This window comes from Rhodococcus sp. BH5 (assembly GCF_027583855.1).
In the GTDB taxonomy this organism is placed as follows: domain Bacteria; phylum Actinomycetota; class Actinomycetes; order Mycobacteriales; family Mycobacteriaceae; genus Rhodococcus_F; species Rhodococcus_F qingshengii.
On record NZ_JAJHVW010000010.1, the window covers coordinates 59,987 to 75,641 of the forward strand.

Annotated in this window: 14 protein-coding genes; 4 read left to right on the plus strand and 10 right to left on the minus strand. The window is 63.6% G+C overall.

Annotated elements, in window-relative coordinates:
• Positions 1 to 111: 111 nt before the first annotated feature.
• From cydC to RhoBH5_RS23550, 5 genes are all read right to left on the minus strand, one after another.
• Positions 112 to 1,800, minus strand: a complete 1,689-nt coding sequence (gene cydC, locus RhoBH5_RS23530; RefSeq protein ID WP_054187702.1) for a thiol reductant ABC exporter subunit CydC — start codon at positions 1,798 to 1,800, stop codon at positions 112 to 114.
• Entirely contained in the window at positions 1,790 to 3,478 is a 1,689-nt protein-coding gene (cydD, locus tag RhoBH5_RS23535; RefSeq protein ID WP_270008856.1) for a thiol reductant ABC exporter subunit CydD, read from the minus strand. The genes cydC and cydD overlap by 11 nt, the downstream gene beginning before the upstream one ends.
• 58 nt (positions 3,479 to 3,536) lie before the next feature.
• Entirely contained in the window at positions 3,537 to 4,580 is a 1,044-nt protein-coding gene (gene cydB, locus RhoBH5_RS23540; RefSeq protein WP_003939727.1) for a cytochrome d ubiquinol oxidase subunit II, read from the minus strand.
• 9 nt (positions 4,581 to 4,589) lie between these two features.
• Entirely contained in the window at positions 4,590 to 6,089 is a 1,500-nt protein-coding gene (locus RhoBH5_RS23545; protein ID WP_007733830.1) for a cytochrome ubiquinol oxidase subunit I, read from the minus strand.
• A 154-nt stretch (positions 6,090 to 6,243) separates the two neighbouring features.
• Positions 6,244 to 7,107: an aminodeoxychorismate lyase gene (locus RhoBH5_RS23550; protein ID WP_007733829.1), complete on the minus strand. Its 864-nt coding sequence runs from the start codon at positions 7,105 to 7,107 to the stop codon at positions 6,244 to 6,246.
• A 79-nt stretch (positions 7,108 to 7,186) separates the two neighbouring features.
• On the opposite strand from RhoBH5_RS23550, the gene ygfZ reads away from it, so the two are divergent.
• The 4 genes from ygfZ to RhoBH5_RS23570 all read left to right on the plus strand — a co-directional run bounded on the left by ygfZ (position 7,187) and on the right by RhoBH5_RS23570 (position 10,329).
• Positions 7,187 to 8,308 carry a CAF17-like 4Fe-4S cluster assembly/insertion protein YgfZ gene (gene ygfZ / locus RhoBH5_RS23555; RefSeq protein ID WP_007733828.1) on the plus strand — a complete coding sequence of 374 codons (1,122 nt, stop codon included), beginning with the start codon at positions 7,187 to 7,189 and terminating at the stop codon, positions 8,306 to 8,308.
• Entirely contained in the window at positions 8,305 to 8,973 is a 669-nt protein-coding gene (locus tag RhoBH5_RS23560; protein WP_209447931.1) for an MOSC domain-containing protein, read from the plus strand. Before ygfZ ends, RhoBH5_RS23560 begins: the two co-directional genes overlap by 4 nt.
• Entirely contained in the window at positions 8,970 to 9,923 is a 954-nt protein-coding gene (locus RhoBH5_RS23565; protein WP_003940365.1) for an asparaginase, read from the plus strand. The genes RhoBH5_RS23560 and RhoBH5_RS23565 overlap by 4 nt, the downstream gene beginning before the upstream one ends.
• A 202-nt stretch (positions 9,924 to 10,125) precedes the next feature.
• Positions 10,126 to 10,329, plus strand: coding sequence for a DUF3073 domain-containing protein (locus RhoBH5_RS23570; protein WP_003940337.1), 204 nt, complete (start codon positions 10,126 to 10,128; stop codon positions 10,327 to 10,329).
• Positions 10,330 to 10,479: 150 nt separating this feature from the next.
• On the opposite strand, the gene purM is transcribed toward RhoBH5_RS23570, so the two are convergent.
• The 5 genes from purM to purF all read right to left on the minus strand — a co-directional run bounded on the left by purM (position 10,480) and on the right by purF (position 15,552).
• A complete protein-coding gene (gene purM, locus RhoBH5_RS23575; RefSeq protein WP_003940225.1) occupies positions 10,480 to 11,559 on the minus strand; it encodes a phosphoribosylformylglycinamidine cyclo-ligase in 1,080 nt (359 codons plus the stop codon).
• 207 nt (positions 11,560 to 11,766) lie between these two features.
• The gene (locus RhoBH5_RS23580; protein WP_003939813.1) at positions 11,767 to 12,513 is read right to left on the minus strand and encodes an AIM24 family protein; all 747 of its coding nucleotides are present in this window, start codon (positions 12,511 to 12,513) and stop codon (positions 11,767 to 11,769) included.
• A gap of 13 nt (positions 12,514 to 12,526) precedes the next feature.
• Positions 12,527 to 13,204 (minus strand): AIM24 family protein, encoded by a 678-nt coding sequence (locus RhoBH5_RS23585; RefSeq protein WP_003939918.1) that lies wholly within the window; start codon positions 13,202 to 13,204, stop codon positions 12,527 to 12,529.
• Between the two features lie 3 nt (positions 13,205 to 13,207).
• Positions 13,208 to 13,816, minus strand: a complete 609-nt coding sequence (locus tag RhoBH5_RS23590) for an AIM24 family protein (RefSeq protein ID WP_003940441.1) — start codon at positions 13,814 to 13,816, stop codon at positions 13,208 to 13,210.
• Between the two features lie 158 nt (positions 13,817 to 13,974).
• Entirely contained in the window at positions 13,975 to 15,552 is a 1,578-nt protein-coding gene (purF, locus tag RhoBH5_RS23595; RefSeq protein WP_003940541.1) for an amidophosphoribosyltransferase, read from the minus strand.
• Positions 15,553 to 15,655 lie beyond the last annotated feature (103 nt).

A 15,655-nucleotide genomic window follows, 5' to 3' on the forward strand; every position in this document is an offset into this window, starting at 1 on the left:
TAAGTGAATTCCATCAGCGATTGCGGCTAGCTGGCAGCCACCTCACGCGTCCGTCTGTACTTCAATTTCAGACCACCTCCTTCCTTGTGTACAGGAGAAAGTACGCCCACTTCACGATGACGGCAACGTATTTTCCACAGAAACTTTTCCGACGCATATCACCTGGTCAGCTGCTGCGCCGTCCGGAAGTTGGTGGGTGACGACAACAACGGTTCGCGAAGAATCGACCAGCGTTGCGTCGCGACTGAGCAACTCGCGGAGCAATTGATCGCCGGCCTCCGCGTCCATGTGCTCGGTCGGCTCGTCGAGCAGCAGTACCTCCGCGGGCGAGACGATCGCGCGTGCCAACAGCAACCGACGACGCTCACCGCCCGAAACCGCTCGCATACCGCCGACCAGGTAGGTGTCGAGCCCGTCCGGCAGTTCCGACAGCCAGTCGCCGAGACCGACTGCGGCAAGTGCCTTCTCCGCGTCCTCGGCGGTGAGGTCACCCCGCGCGACGCGCAGGTTCTCGAGGACCGACGTCTCGAAGAGGTGTGCGTCTTCGGCGAAGTACCCGACGTGCCTGCGCAGTTCGGCCGGATCGACTTCCGAAACATCCACTCCGCCAACGCGCACTGTTCCCGCGATAGGCGGCAGCAGTCCCGCCATCGTCATCAGCGCGGTGGTCTTTCCGGATCCGCTCTCGCCGACGACGGCAACACGAGCACCGCGAGGAAGATCCACCGACAGCGGTTCGGTCACCTTTCCCCCGGGCCAACCCGCCCGCAACGCGTGCACACTCAGGACCCCGTCCTCCGGCCACGCACGATTTCCTTCAACGTGTTCGGCGTCGGCTCGATCGAGTACCGCCATGATGCGTGCCGACGCCAGCCGCGCCTTGGTCAACGCAACTGCCGCGCTGGGCAGTATCGCGGTTCCCTCGAAAGCCGACAGCGGAAGCAGTACAAGGATTCCCATGGACATCGGTGACATGTCGGTGGTTCCGTACAGCGTAATTCCGATCAACAGGGCACCGAGGACGCTCACGCCGATTGCCAGGGGCGTCGCCGCGGCGGCAAAGGCACTCGGTACCGCCGCGCGATCGGTTGCATCGACCACCTCGTTCTCGGCGGACACAGCCTCGCTCACCGCCTGATCCAAGCGACCCGATACCCGGAGCTCGGCGGAATGGTCGAGGGCGGTCACCGCGGACTCACTGAATCGCGCTGCGGCAGCAGAACTGTCGGCCTCGGCGAGACGAGCAGCACGAGCCGAAAGCCAGGGTGCCGCGATCCCGGACACCGCCAGCGCAACAGCCAGGATGAGCGCGGCCGGAACCGAGATGAACAACAGGATTCCCACCGCAGCAAACGCGAGGACAATCGAGACCGCAATCGGGATCAGTGCTTTGACGACGACGTCGCCCAGTGCATCCACGTCGGCGCCCGTACGTGAGAGCAGGTCACCGCGTCGTAGTCCGGCTGCTGCCGCGGGATCTCCTGCGGCCAACTGCTGGTAGATCCTCGATCGCGCCGCGGTGGTTCCGCGCAACGCGACGTCGTGCGTCGTCAATCGTTCGAGATAGCGGAAGACACCACGTGAGATTCCCAATGCGCGTACGGCAACTACCGCAACACTGAGATCGAGAACGGGGGGCATCTCCCAAGCACGCGTGATCAACCATGCGGACAGCGCGGCCAAGGCGAGTGCGCTACCGAGTGTTGCCACACCCGCCGCTACCGCCGTCAGTACGCGTCGTGGCCGAAGTTCCAGTAGCCGCAGAGCACGCAGAAGCGGATCGTGAGCGTCACTTCTCATGAGCGCGCACCTCGACGATCCGGTCAGCTGCGGCAAGCACACTCGGACGGTGGCCGATCACGACAACGGTGTCGCCACGCTCCGCCCGTGCTCTCAGAGAAGCCAACACTGTCCCTTCCGAATCCGAGTCGAGGTGAGCGGTGGGTTCGTCCAGGACAAGAACTGCGCGGTCCGAGGCAAGCACGCGTGTCAGTGCCAGCCGTTGCCGCTGCCCCAAAGACAGACCTGTACCGCCGACGCCGATCACGGTCTCGACGCCCGCAGGCAGCTCGGCCAGTACCGCGTCGAATCCCGTCGCAGCAGCGGCGCGAGCCAATGCTTGCGCATCGACGACCCCGGTGAGATCGAGATTTTCACGAACGGTGCCGGGCAGGAGGACCGGATGTTGCGGTAGCCAGGCCAACTGACTCCACCACGCGTGCTCGTCCAGGTCTCGGACATCGACGCCGGCGACCGTCACGCGCCCACTGCTCGGTTCGATCAACCCGAGCAGCGCGTGCACTGCCGTCGACTTGCCGCAGCCGTTGGGACCGGTGAGCACGGTGATCGCCCCTGGCGATGCCACGGCGGAAAGTCGAGACGGTGCGACTCCCCCACGAGAGGTCACGCCGAGTCCGTCGAAGACGATGTCGGCACCGCGAGCGACCACCGTCGTGCTACCACCCTCCGGTGCGGCAGAATCCGCCTCGATAACCTCGAATGCCTTGTCGGCTGCCGCCATTCCGTCCTCGGCGGCGTGGAACTGGGTTCCCACCATCCGAAGTGGCAGGTACACCTCGGGGGCGAGGATCAACGCGACTATCCCCGGCTCGAGTGACATGTCGCCGTACACCAGTCGCAAGCCGATACTCACGGCCACCAACGCGACGCAGAGCGTTGCGAGCAGTTCCAGCACCATCGAGGACAGGAACGCGACGCGGAGAGCTGACATCGTCGTTCGCCGATGAGCGTCACCGAGTTCACGGACGCGCTCGGCAGGACCTTGCTGACGACCGAGCGCCCGCAGCGTCGGCAAACCGGCAAGGAGATCGAGCAGTTGCGAAGACAACGTGGTCATCGCTGCCAGCGTCTTCTCCGACTTACCCTTTGTCAGCAGGCCGATCAGAATCATGAAGATGGGGATCAGCGGCAGCGTCACGAAGATGATGACCGCAGACGTCATGTCCTGCACCGCAATGACTATCAGGGTGATGGGTGTCAGCGTCACCGACAAGACCAGGGCCGGAAGGTATCCCGTCAGGTACGGACCAAGGCCGTCGACACCTCGGGTGACCACGGTCGCGATCTCGTCACGCCGCGGATCCAGATCGCGAGGACTCATCACCGTCGCCGACGTCAGCACGCCGTTCTTGATCTCGGCAACGACGCGAGTCGACGCCCGGTGCGCATACCTGGTCTGCAGCCAGGTCCCCAGAACTCGGACCGCCACAGCTGCGGCGAGAACAACCAATTCGGTTGTCCACGAGGAAGCATCCACAGTTCGAGTGGTGATCACTCCGGCCAGCACCCGGCCGATCATGAGCGCCGCGACGATGACCATCACGACGTTCACCATCGACAGAGCAACAGTCAGGATCAGATAGCCGCGCGCAGAAGCGGAATGTCGCCACAGCCGCGGGTCGATCGGCCCCCGGCGACGCTCCCGAGTGGTGGGAGCGTCGCCTACTTCGATTGTCACGTGAATTCGACCGTCAGTTCTTTCGTGTTTCGAATGTGTCGTGATTCAGGGTTCGCGACTACCACGTCTTCTCCTTGAATCGCAGACCGATCGACGCCGGAATCTGCTTGGAGGAGATGCGCTGTCGGAACACCCAGTACGTCCAGCCCTGGTAGATGATCACCACCGGCGTCATGAATGCCGCGGCCCACGTCATCACCTTGAGCGTGTACGGACTCGACGACGCGTTCTCGATGGTCAGGCTGTACGCCGGATCCAGCGTCGACGGCATGACGTTCGGGAACAGCGAGGCGAACAGCAGCACGACGGTGGCGATGACGGCCACACAGGTGAGAACGAAGGCCCAGCCTTCGCGCTCGGCCCGCGTCAGGAAGACGACGCCGATCAGTGCCGCAGCAGCGGCAGCTACCAGAATCCACGTCCATCCCTTGCCGTAGGCGAGTTGCGTCCAGAGGACGAATCCGCCGGCGACCGGAATAGCCGGAATTGCCAGTCGTGCGGCAATTTTCACTGCGTCTTCACGAACCTCGTCGGCACTCTTGAGTGCCAGGAACACTGCGCCGTGGAGAGCGAACACCAGCGCGGTGGTCAGACCGCCGAGCAGCGCGTACGGATTGAGCAGATCGAAGAATCCCGACTCGACCTGCTTGTCGGCGTTGATCGCCACGCCCCGAACGATGTTCGCGAAAGCCACGCCCCAGAGAACTGCCGGGACCCAGGAGCCGAAGATGATGCCCCAGTCGCAACGCTGACGCCATTTGTCGTCGTCGATCTTGCTTCGCCATTCGATGGCACAGATACGAACGATCAAGGCCACCAGGATGATCAGCAGCGGTAGATAGAACCCGGAGAACAACGTCGCGTACCACTCCGGGAATGCCGCGAACATCGCGCCACCGGCGGTGATCAGCCACACTTCGTTGCCGTCCCACACCGGGCCGATCGTGTTGAGCGCCACCCGTCGACGCGTATCGGCCGGGAGGTCACTGCCTCTGCCGACGATCGGCATGAGCATCCCGACACCGAAGTCGAACCCTTCGAGGACGAAGTAACCGATGAACAGTACTGCGACGAGCACGAACCATACTTCTTGAAGTCCCATGATCGCCTCCTAGTACGCGAACGACAGTTGTTTGGGCTTGTCCGGATCTTCCGGCTCGTCATGATCTGTATCGCCCGGCGGATGCATGTCGTGCTCCAACGGGCCTTCCTTCGCGTACCGCACGATCAGCTTGAACCAGACGACTCCCAGCGCTCCGTACAGCAGGGTGAAGGTGATCAGCGAAGCCCAGACGGTAGCCGACGCGTGGTCCGAAACACCTTGGTCGACAGTAAGTCTGATCATGTCGACGCCGGTCGGGTTGGGATGCACCACCCAGGGCTGACGGCCCATCTCGGTGAAGATCCAACCGGCGCTGTTCGCCATGAACGGAGTGGGGATCGCGACCAGGCTGAGTATTCCGAACCACTTCTGGTCCGGGACCCGCCCCTTACGAGTGACCCACAGTCCCGCGAGAGCCAGTGCTGCCGAACCGGCGGCGAGGCCGATCATGGCGCGGAAAGACCAGTACGTGACAAAGAGATTCGGTCGGTAGTTACCCGGTCCGAAGTCCTGCTCCGCCTGCTCCTGCAGTTGGTTCACGCCTTGCAGTTCGACGCCGGTGAACTTGCCCTCGGCCAACCATGGAAGAACGAACGGCACCTTCAGAACGTGCGTCACGCTGTCACAGTTGTTGTGAGTGCCGATAGTGAGGATCGAGAAGTCCGGATCCATCTCGGTGTCGCACAGCGATTCCGCCGACGCCATCTTCATGGGTTGCTGCTGGAACATGAGCTTGCCTTGGACGTCACCGGTATAGATGATGCCGATTCCGGCCACGATCATGACGAGCAACGCGAATCGTGTTGCCGGGCGGTACATCGTCCGTGCATCGGCTTCGAGGCGCTCGGCTTCGGCGGCCTCAGCCTGCTTGGCGCGGCGCATGTTCCGCACCATCCACCAACCACTGATGCCGGCGACGAACGTCGCCGCTGTCAGGAAGGCGCCGGCAACCGCGTGCGGGAAGGCAGCGAGAGCGGTGTTGTTGGTCAGCAGCTCCCAGATACTGGTGAGCTCGGCACGACCCGTTTCAGGGTTGTACGTCGCACCGACCGGATGCTGCATGAACGAGTTGGCCGCGATGATGAAGAATGCCGACGCGTTGACGCCGATCGCCACGAGCCAAATGCACGCCAGGTGTACAAGTTTGGGCAGCCTGCCCCAACCGAAGATCCAGAGTCCGATGAAGACGGACTCCATGAAGAAGGCGACAAGGCCTTCCAATGCGAGCGGAGCTCCGAAGACGTCACCGACGAATCGCGAGTACTCGCTCCAGTTCATGCCGAACTGGAACTCCTGCACGATGCCGGTGGCTACACCGAGTGCGAAGTTGATGAGGAAAAGCTTGCCGAAGAACTTGGTGAGCCGATACCAGTGGTCCTTTTTGGTGACCACCCACATCGTCTGCATGATCGCGATCATCGGCGCAAGTCCGATGGTCAGCGGAACAAGGATGAAGTGGTAGACGGTAGTGATACCGAACTGCCACCTGGAGACGTCCAAAGTATCCATTGGCTACTCCGAGAGTAGGGCCCTGGGACAGGCTTCGGGGTTCGAGACGCGGGCAGTCGCTCGGCCCCTGCGGACACGGTACTGCTGTCCGGTTTGGACCGCAGGACTTTGCTACTACCAAATGTAGTAGAGACCTGTCGCGATTCCTATTCGCCTATCGCCCTGCTGAATCCGAATCAATTGCACGTTCAACCAATTCCGCGAATTCCCCGGAGACCTTCGGCTCTGGCAATGTGAGCCCGTCGAGTGTATGGACGCGTGCGGCCAGCGTGACGCTCGAAACCATCCACACTCCGTCGGCCGCAATCAAATCCGCAGGTCGGAGGGTTTCGTATCGGCAATCGAAGCGAGCACTGCCGGCAACGTCGAACAGGGCGCGCTGCGTAGTGCCCATCAAAATGCCCTGTGCGGGAGGCGGTGTGATCAAAGTCCTGTCCCGAACGATCACCACCGTCGAGCGTGGCCCCTCCAACACATTGCCCTCGGAACTGACGAAGATCACATCGTCAGCACCCAAATTCGCCGCATATCGAAGCGCTGCCATGTTGGTTGCGTACGACAACGTCTTCGCGCCCAGTAGCTGCCAGGGTGCCCGGGCAGAGAGATCGACAGAGAAACCTCGCTCGAGAGTCATCACCGACAACCCCGATTCGCGGACCTGTCTGACCCGATCGGCCACCGGACCGACCATCACGAAGGCTGTCGGCTTGTCACCGCTCTCACGGCCGCGGGTCAGAACAAGACGAAGAGCGCCTTCCTTCTCGGTCCCCCACTCCTCGGCAGCCATCTCGATCGCCAGACGCCAATCATCGAGAACGGGAGCGGGCAGACCGAGTGCCCGCGCGCTCAGAACCAGTCGACTCAGGTGTCCCTCGACCACCCGGGCGCGGCCGTCGCGTACCAACAGCGTCTCGAAGACTCCGTCGCCGCGCACCACCGCCAGGTCGTCGGCGTGCAGAAACGGTGCGTCAGCATCGAGCACCTCATGGTCGAGAGTCACCAATACGCGATCAGGCATGCCATCAACCCTAACGATCCGCCAAGCCGCCGGGGCCGCCCTGTAACCGCGATCCCGCCCACACTCCTAGACTGGTCTCGTGGTCGACAACGCTCTTGTGCCCAACAGCCCACTTCTGACTTCCCCCGGCGCGGTCACCGCACCGGACGGTTCGGCCGACATCGGTGTCGCGTGGCACTACGGCGATCCTCTCGGCGAACAGCGAACCGCGCAGCGCGCAGCAGTGGTGGTCGACCGCAGTCACAGATTCGTGATCGCCATTCCCGGCGACGAACGCCTCACGTGGCTGCACACGATTTCGAGCCAGCACATCGCCGCGCTCCCCGACGGCAAGAGTGCCGAGAACTTGAGCCTGGACGTCAACGGACGCGTCGAGCACCACTTCGTGCAGACGGACCTGGCAGGTGTCACCTGGATCGACACCGAGGCGAACCGCGGACCCGACCTTCTCTCCTTCTTGAAGAAGATGGTGTTCTGGTCCAAGGCCGAACCTCGAGACGGCAACGAACTCGCGGTCCTGAGCCTGATCGGACCCGAAGCGTCAACTGTCCTCGCCGCACTCGAGGTTCAGACACCCACCGAGGCCTACGACGCTCACGCCTTGGCCGACGGCGGATTTGTCCGCCGCATGCCGTGGCCTACCGAGAACTCTTTCGATCTTCTCGTCCCACGTGAGCAACTGGCAGCGTGGTGGACCAGGCTGACCGATGCCGGCGCCAAGCCCGCCGGCAGTTGGGCCTTCGAGGCACTGCGCGTCGAAGCGACGAGGCCTCGCCTCGGACTGGACACCGACGAACGGACCATCCCGCACGAGGTCCACTGGATCGGTGGGCCGGCCGAGCACGGCGCCGTCCACCTCGACAAGGGGTGCTACCGCGGTCAGGAAACCGTTGCCCGGGTTCACAATCTCGGCAAGCCCCCGCGCCATCTCGTCATGTTGCACCTCGACGGCAGCGCCGAAGCCGTCCCGGAACCGGGTGACCCGATCACGGCGGGCGGACGGGCCGTCGGACGCGTCGGGACCGTCGTCAATCATCACGAGCTCGGCCCCATCGCACTCGCTCTGATCAAGCGGAACATCCCGGTCGACACCGAACTGATGGCCGGCCCCAGCGCTGCGTCCATCGATCCGGATTCGATCGTCGCGGACGACGCACCCCAGGCCGGACGTGAGGCTGTCAACCGATTGCGCGGAAAGTGACGGGCATGGTCGACGCGGTCTGCGTCGTCCACACCGAACGTGACAGTGGCGTCAGGCGAGTCCCCCGTACCGCGATCGACAAGCGTCCCGTCGACGGCCGCGTCGCGGTCGGCCGACTCGGTCTGGGGGGCGACTACGTCTGCGACACCGAGTTCCACGGCGGCGCCTTCCAAGCTGTCTACGCGTATCAGCGCGACGAAGCGCAGCGTTGGTCGGACGAATTGGGCCGACCTCTCGGCCCCGGATGGTTCGGCGAGAATCTTCACATCAGCGGGATGCTTGTCACGGATGCCGTAATCGGCGAGCGTTGGCACATCACCGGAGCCGAGGCGTCGGACGTTCTCGAACTCGAGGTGACTGCTCCCCGCGTCCCGTGCGGCACCTTCGGCATCTGGGCCGCGGAAAAGGGCTGGGTCAAAAGATTCACCGAGCGGACCGACGTCGGCGCCTACCTTCGCGTCAACCGGACCGGCACGATCGCCGCGGGCGATTCGGTCACCCGAGTCCACGTACCGGATCACGGAGTGACTGTTCGTGAGGTCTTCGCCGGAACGGACCCTGAGCGGCTTCGACGGCTGCTCGCAGAACACACCGATCTTGCACCGAACGTCACCGCGCGCGTCCATAGGTTCATCGAACAAGCAGAAGCGCAGGTGCACTCGTGAGTATCGAATTGGTGGAAGTGGTCCGCTCCGGATTCCGCGAATGCGTGCATCGCGGATCGGCCGTCATTCTCGGCGCCGACGGCGAGGTCGTTGTCGGACTCGGGGAAATTCACACACCCATCTACCCGCGCTCGGCGAACAAGCCGCTGCAAGCCGTCGCTGCGCTTCGTAACGGCTTTGCACCCACCAGTCCGGAGGAGCTGGCCGTCGCGTCGTCCTCACATGCGGGCGAGGCCGATCACATCGAACTGGTCGCAGCGCTTCTCGCTCGCTACCAACTCGGTGTCGACCAGTTGCAGTGCCCCTCCGATCTGCCGGGCAACGAACTGGCCCGAGCCGAACTGATCGCAGCGGGCGAGCTTCCCAGCCCGATCTACATGACCTGCTCGGGCAAGCACTCCGCGATGCTCGCGACGTGCGTCGTGAACGACTGGCCGCTCGAGACGTACATGGAGCCGACACATCCCCTGCAGCTCGCGATCCAGGAGACGATCTTCGATCTCAGCGGCGAGGAAGAGCAGGAACTCGGCATCGACGGTTGCGGCCTCCCGATCGTGCCGCTCTCGCTCACGAACCTGGCTCGGGCATTCGGACGCCTGCCCTCGGCTGAGCCCGACTCACCCGAACGAGCTGTGGCCGACGCGGTCCGCGAGAACCCCTTCCTCGTCTCGGGCACCGGCCGCAACGATCAGCGCCTGATGTCCGCCGTGCCGGGTCTGTTCTCCAAGACCGGATACGACGGCATCTACGCCGGAGCGCTTCCCGACGGTTCCGCTTTCGCCCTCAAGATCGACGACGGTCACGAGCGGGCGCTCCTGCCCTTGGCGGCAGCTCTGCTCAAGCGGATGAACACCGAGTGGACCGAGGAGTTGGCGGCTCTCGCATCCGCTCCGGTCTTCGGCGGCGACGCCCGAGTGGGGACGATTCGCGCTATTCCCGGAAACTTCTGAGCAGTTCTCACAAAGTTCTGACGAGTTCTTTCAGCATCCTGGCAGCTCGCGGCCATAGTGAGAGCAATCAGACACGGCGGTGAGGCCTTCGTGGAAGCGGAAGCGACTTTTCCACGCTAGAGTGTGTGTCAGGAAACTTACACACTCAAACGGGGCCGCCAAATTCCCCAGGCCGCCCCGCGAAAGCGCGAGGGGGTCAGCCATGGGCCGCGGCCGGGCTAAGGCAAAGCAGACCAAGGTTGCACGCGAATTGAAATACAGCGTACCGACCACGGATTTCGACAGCCTGCAAAGAGAGCTCGCAGGTGGATCGACCAACTCGCATCGGAGCAGTGTCCGATCGGACCAGACTTCCGATAGGGAAGGGCATGCGCGAGAGGACGACTACGACGACTGGCGGCGTTGACCGCGCACTGCCACCGCGCAGACTGTGAAATGAGGAAGAGCTGATCGCTCTTCCTCATTTTTGCGTTCCATTTTCCGCCTCGCGCCTGCTTGTACGGACACACAAAACTGCCCCACCGGATTTCTCCGATGGGGCAGTTGACGTTGCGGTCTAGAAGCGCGGGTGGTCTCCGGCCAAGAACGCACGCTCTGCAGCGGCGTCCGACGCCTTCTTGACGCTACCGAGCGTCCAGCAGTCGATGTGGCGTGCGGTGAGGACGGCAAGTGCGCGGTCGACGTCCTCGGGTGCGACGACGGCGACCATGCCGACGCCCATGTTGAACGTCTGCTCCATCTCGGCGCGCTCGACGCGTCCGCGCTGCGCGATCATGGCGAAGACCGGAGCGGGGCTCCAGGTTCCGCGATCGAGTTCGGCGACCAAGCCCTTGGGCATGACGCGCGCGAGGTTGTTGGCGAGACCGCCACCGGTGACGTGACAGAACGTGCGCACGTCGGTCTCGGCAGCGAGTGCCAGGCAGTCCTTGGCGTAGATCTTGGTGGGCTCGAGCAGTTCCTCACCGAGCGTGCGGCCGAACTCGTCGACGTGTGCGCTCAGGTTCATGCGGTCGATCTCGAGCAGGACCTTGCGGGCCAGTGAGTAACCGTTGGAGTGCAGTCCCGAAGAACCCATCGCGATGACGACGTCGCCGGGGCGAACGCGATCCGGTCCGAGCAGCTTCTCTGCCTCCACGACGCCGACACCGGTGGCGGAAAGGTCGTAGTCACCGTCGGCCATGATGCCGGGGTGCTCGGCGGTCTCGCCGCCGAGGAGAGCGCAGCCGGCCTGGATGCAGCCCTCGGCGATGCCGCTGACCAATTCCGCGACGCGCTCGGGGATGACCCGGCCGACGGCGATGTAGTCCTGGAGGAACAGCGGCTCGGCGCCACAGACGACGAGGTCGTCGACAACCATGGCGACGAGGTCGAGTCCGACCGTGTCGTGCTTGTCCATCGCCTGGGCGACAGCGAGCTTGGTTCCGACGCCGTCGGTCGATGCGGCGAGCAACGGCTCCTTGTAGTCACCCTTGAGGGAGAACAAGCCGGCGAAACCACCGAGGCCACCCATGACCTCGGGGCGGCTGGCCTTCTTGGCCAGAGGGGCGAAGAGTTCCACCGCCCGGTCGCCTGCGGCGATATCGACTCCTGCTGCCGCGTAGGAGGCGCCTGCGGTGCGGTGACTGTCCTCGGTCATCGGGTTACTACTCCAGCCTTGTATTTCTCGCGAGCACGTATTGCTCGTGCACAGGTAAGTGGTCTTGCAATGTGAAGTGTTTGCAATCCTCGTGACGCGAGATGGATCGTTCGACTCGAGACCCAGAGCGCGCACACAAATACCGACGATTACGCCCATACGCTACCGGACCGGCCCCCTCGGTGAGACCTCGCGTACCCCGAGACGTCAGTTCTGCAGCCGCGCACCGATCGAGGCGTGCAGTGCGCGCAGACTGTTCTGCCCGAGTGCGACCGTCTCGGATTCGATGTGTTTGAGGAGGTGTCCGTCGTGGACGACCTTCTCGCTCGACTGGATCAGTACCGTCCCGGCTCCGGTGAAATCGAACTGGCGTTCTTCGCCGGTGTTCGCGCCGAACATGCTTCCGCGAACCGCGCCCAGGAAGCTCTGCATCCAGTCGGCATCGAAGTGGTGGGACGGCGACGGGCAGTCGGCCCAACCCACCAACGCCTGCGGGTCGATGCGCAGCGGCGGCTCCGCGAACATGACCGGGCCATTGGACGACGCCAGGAACTTGCCTGTCCCCAGTAGCGTCAAAAAGCCTGGGACGATGGACTGTTTGAGGTCCAGGCTGGTCTCGAAGGCGAGGAGATTGGCCGCGCGAATCGTGAGGTTGCCGTCGTCGAGGTCGTAGGAATTGATGTTGAATCCGCGGTCCCCGAGGATCAACTTGCCCTGTCCCTGAGCGAGCACCCAGTCGTCCGCGTAGAGCGGTGAAGAAAACCTGGCCGCGACGATCGCCGTCATGCTCGTGCGCCCGAGCGGCTCGAAGTTGATGTTTCCGTAGTACGCGATCATCGCGCCCTTGGACGTGAACCACGGTTGTCCGGCCATCTCGACGCAGAAGGCGTAGTCGTTGCCCGGGACGTTGTCGTTGGCGGGCAGAGTTGCCGGATTGTGAATTTCGATACCCATGCTCTGTGCCCTCTCAGAACTTCTGCTCGGACGCCTGGACCCAAACGGTGCCGGCGCCGGTCATCTTCAGCTGGATGGACTCCCCCGAGCCCTTGCCGACGGCCTCGCGCCAGCCGACGTTCGCGGAGATGTCGACGTTGATCTGACCGATGTGGCACACGTATGCCTGCGGGTCGACGACGACCTGAGGATTGTTCGGACCGACCTGCAACGGAATCGCGCCCCCGTGCGAGAGGACCGCGACGCTTCCCTGTCCGTGCAACTGCGTCGTGAACAGTCCTTGACCGGTCATCGCTCCGCGTACCGCTCCGCGCACACCGCCCTGCGACGTGAGAGCGACTATCGAACTCTGGAGGTAACCGTCGTGTGCGAGGAGTCGGTCGGCTTCGACCGTGAGCATCGACGAACCGTCGAGGTGGATGACCTCGACGTACAAGCCGGCATGCCCGTAGAAGACCTCACCGTTTCCCTCGGCCGCCATCATGCGTGCATGCTCGCCGGACATCATGCGGCCGGCCATCCCGGCGATACCGCCCATGTTCGGCATGGCGCCGGGCCCACCGCCCATGCTGTGCGGGATGAAGCGGACGTCACCGGTGTAATAGAGCATCGACCCGGTGCGGGCGAGCACGTTCTGTCCCGGTGCGAGGGTCGACTTGACGACCTTGCTGTTCACCAATTCCAACGGCATGGGTCAGCGCTCCTCAGGCTGGATGTAGACGACTCCGGATCCGTCGAATCGCAGCGAGAACGCTTCACCGCTGCCACCGCCGATCGCAGAGCGCCAGGTGACGTCGGTGACGAAGCTCTGGTTCAGCTGGCCACGGTGAGCGACGAATGCGTCGGGATCGGCAACCAGCGGATACTGCGGGCTGACTTCGAGCGCGATGATCGGTCCGCCCTTCGACAGCACCGCCACCAGACCGGTGCCGCTGACGACCGTCGTGAACAAGCCCTGTCCGGAACCTGCGCCGCGGAGACCGGCAAATTTCACGTCGGTTCGCAGTTGGCCGACCAATGCGAGCAATTGCGAGGCTTCGACGTGCAAAGCGTCGTTGTTGAGCTCGATAATCGTGATGTCCTGGGCGTCGACCGCGAAGTAGACGGTGCCTTGACCGCTGACTTCCATCAGGGACAGTGATTCACCTGCCGCCTTCTGTTTCAGCGCGGCACGCAGCCCGCCACCACCGCCCATTCCGGCGTTCTTGAAGGTGATCGCACCCTCGTACGCCACCATCGAGCCGTTGATCGCTTTGATGGTGTCCCCCACCAGGTCTGCGACCAGGACCCGGTGCCCATCCATTCTCAGTTGCGCCACGGAGGGCACTATGCCAGATGCTCACGACGTATGCCGTGTCGTGGAACAGAAAGTCGTGAACAGAAAGTCGTGAACAGAAAATCTGCCGCCCACATGCTGCGGACGGCAGATTCTCGGCTGTCGAATTTCAACGATTCTGATGTTCAGGGGCGGCTGAGCGCGCTCGCATTGTCGTTGTCGCGAGTGGCCGTCGAACCTGCGGTGCTCTCGAGCATCCCCTCGAGGACGTTCTTGCCGATCGACGTTTCCTTGGGAAGCGCGATCGGGTAGGTCCCGTCGAAGCACGCGGCGCACAGACGGCTGGCCGGCTGCTCGGTGGCGGCGATCATGCCCTCGGTGGAGATGTATCCGAGGGTGTCAGCTCCGATGGAACGACGCACGCCGTCGAGCATTTCCTCGAACGTCGCGTCCTGTCCGCCTGCGCCGTTGGCGATCAATTCGGCCGGTGAGGCGAAGTCGATGCCGTAGAAGCAGGGCCACTTGACCGGCGGCGAGGCGATACGGACGTGAATTTCGAGAGCGCCGGCTTCGCGGAGCATCCGGATGAGCGCACGCTGGGTGTTTCCGCGGACAATCGAATCGTCCACCACCACAAGGCGCTTGCCGCGGATGACTTCCTTGAGCGGGTTGAGCTTGAGCCTGATACCGAGCTGACGGATCGTCTGCGACGGCTGGATGAAGGTACGGCCCACGTAGGCGTTCTTCATCAGACCCTGGCCGTAGGGGATGCCTGAGCCCTGTGCGTACCCGACGGCTGCGGGGGTGCCGGACTCGGGAACGGGGATGACCAAGTCACCTTCGGCGGGATGCTCGCTGGCGAGCAGACGGCCGATCTCGACGCGGGTCGAGTGGACCGAACGGCCACCGATGACGCTGTCGGGACGGGCAAGGTAGACGTACTCGAAAACACAGCCCTTGGGCGTCGGATTCGCGAAACGTGAGGAGCGAACACCGTCGGCGTCGATCGCAAGCAGCTCACCGGGTTCGATGTCGCGAACGAACGACGCACCGACGATGTCGAGGGCTGCCGTCTCGCTGGCGACTACCCAACCGCGGTCGAGTCGACCGAGGCAGAGCGGGCGGATGCCGTGCGGATCGCGCGCTGCGTACAGCGTGTGCTCGTCCATGAAGGTGAGGCAGAACGCGCCCTCCAACGTGGGAAGCAATTCCATTGCGGCCTGTTCGATGGTGCTGTCGCCGGCAGCGTGTGCCAGGAGACCACCGATGAGGTCGGAGTCGGAAGTCGCGGCATTGGGGCGCTTGTCGTTGACCAGGCCGGCTGCACGGGTGCGGCTCGCGAGTTCAGCGGTGTTGACCAGGTTGCCGTTGTGGCCGAGGGCGATGCCGGTACCGGCAGTGGTCGTACGGAAGATGGGCTGCGCGTTCTCCCACGTCGTGGATCCGGTGGTGGAGTAACGGCAATGTCCGACGGCGACGTGACCTGGCATCGCTGCGAGGGTCTGCTCGTCGAATACCTGGCTGACCAGGCCGAGATCCTTGAACACCAGCACCTGGGAGCCGTCGGCTACCGCAATGCCGGCAGCTTCTTGACCACGGTGCTGAAGTGCGTACAGGCCGTAATAAGTGAGCTTCGCCACATCCTCTCCCGGCGCCCAGACGCCGAATACACCGCATTCTTCGCGGGGCTCGTTCTCGTCCTCGTCGGACGGGTTCGAAGCGAGGAGATTTGGACTGTTGACCGACAGATCGGCACGAGTCACCGGGCGCTCCCTTTGTGGGCAGGGGTTGGGGGGCATCCACAGTCTACGGCCATTTTGGGACTCACTTCCCCTGAGGGCTGCCTTGGCTCTCAGATCACGCCGA

Coding starts and splice junctions, on each gene's coding strand:
- RhoBH5_RS23590 (WP_003940441.1), bottom strand. CDS start 13,816: ATGGATGGGCACCGGGTCCTGGTCGCAGACCTGGTGGGGGACACCATC.
- RhoBH5_RS23545 (WP_007733830.1), bottom strand. CDS start 6,089: ATGGATACTTTGGACGTCTCCAGGTGGCAGTTCGGTATCACTACCGTC.
- RhoBH5_RS23580 (WP_003939813.1), bottom strand. CDS start 12,513: ATGGGTATCGAAATTCACAATCCGGCAACTCTGCCCGCCAACGACAAC.
- cydC (WP_054187702.1), bottom strand. CDS start 1,800: ATGAGAAGTGACGCTCACGATCCGCTTCTGCGTGCTCTGCGGCTACTG.
- RhoBH5_RS23585 (WP_003939918.1), bottom strand. CDS start 13,204: ATGCCGTTGGAATTGGTGAACAGCAAGGTCGTCAAGTCGACCCTCGCA.
- purM (WP_003940225.1), bottom strand. CDS start 11,559: ATGACCGAGGACAGTCACCGCACCGCAGGCGCCTCCTACGCGGCAGCA.
- RhoBH5_RS23550 (WP_007733829.1), bottom strand. CDS start 7,107: ATGCCTGATCGCGTATTGGTGACTCTCGACCATGAGGTGCTCGATGCT.
- RhoBH5_RS23570 (WP_003940337.1), top strand. CDS start 10,126: ATGGGCCGCGGCCGGGCTAAGGCAAAGCAGACCAAGGTTGCACGCGAA.
- cydB (WP_003939727.1), bottom strand. CDS start 4,580: ATGGGACTTCAAGAAGTATGGTTCGTGCTCGTCGCAGTACTGTTCATC.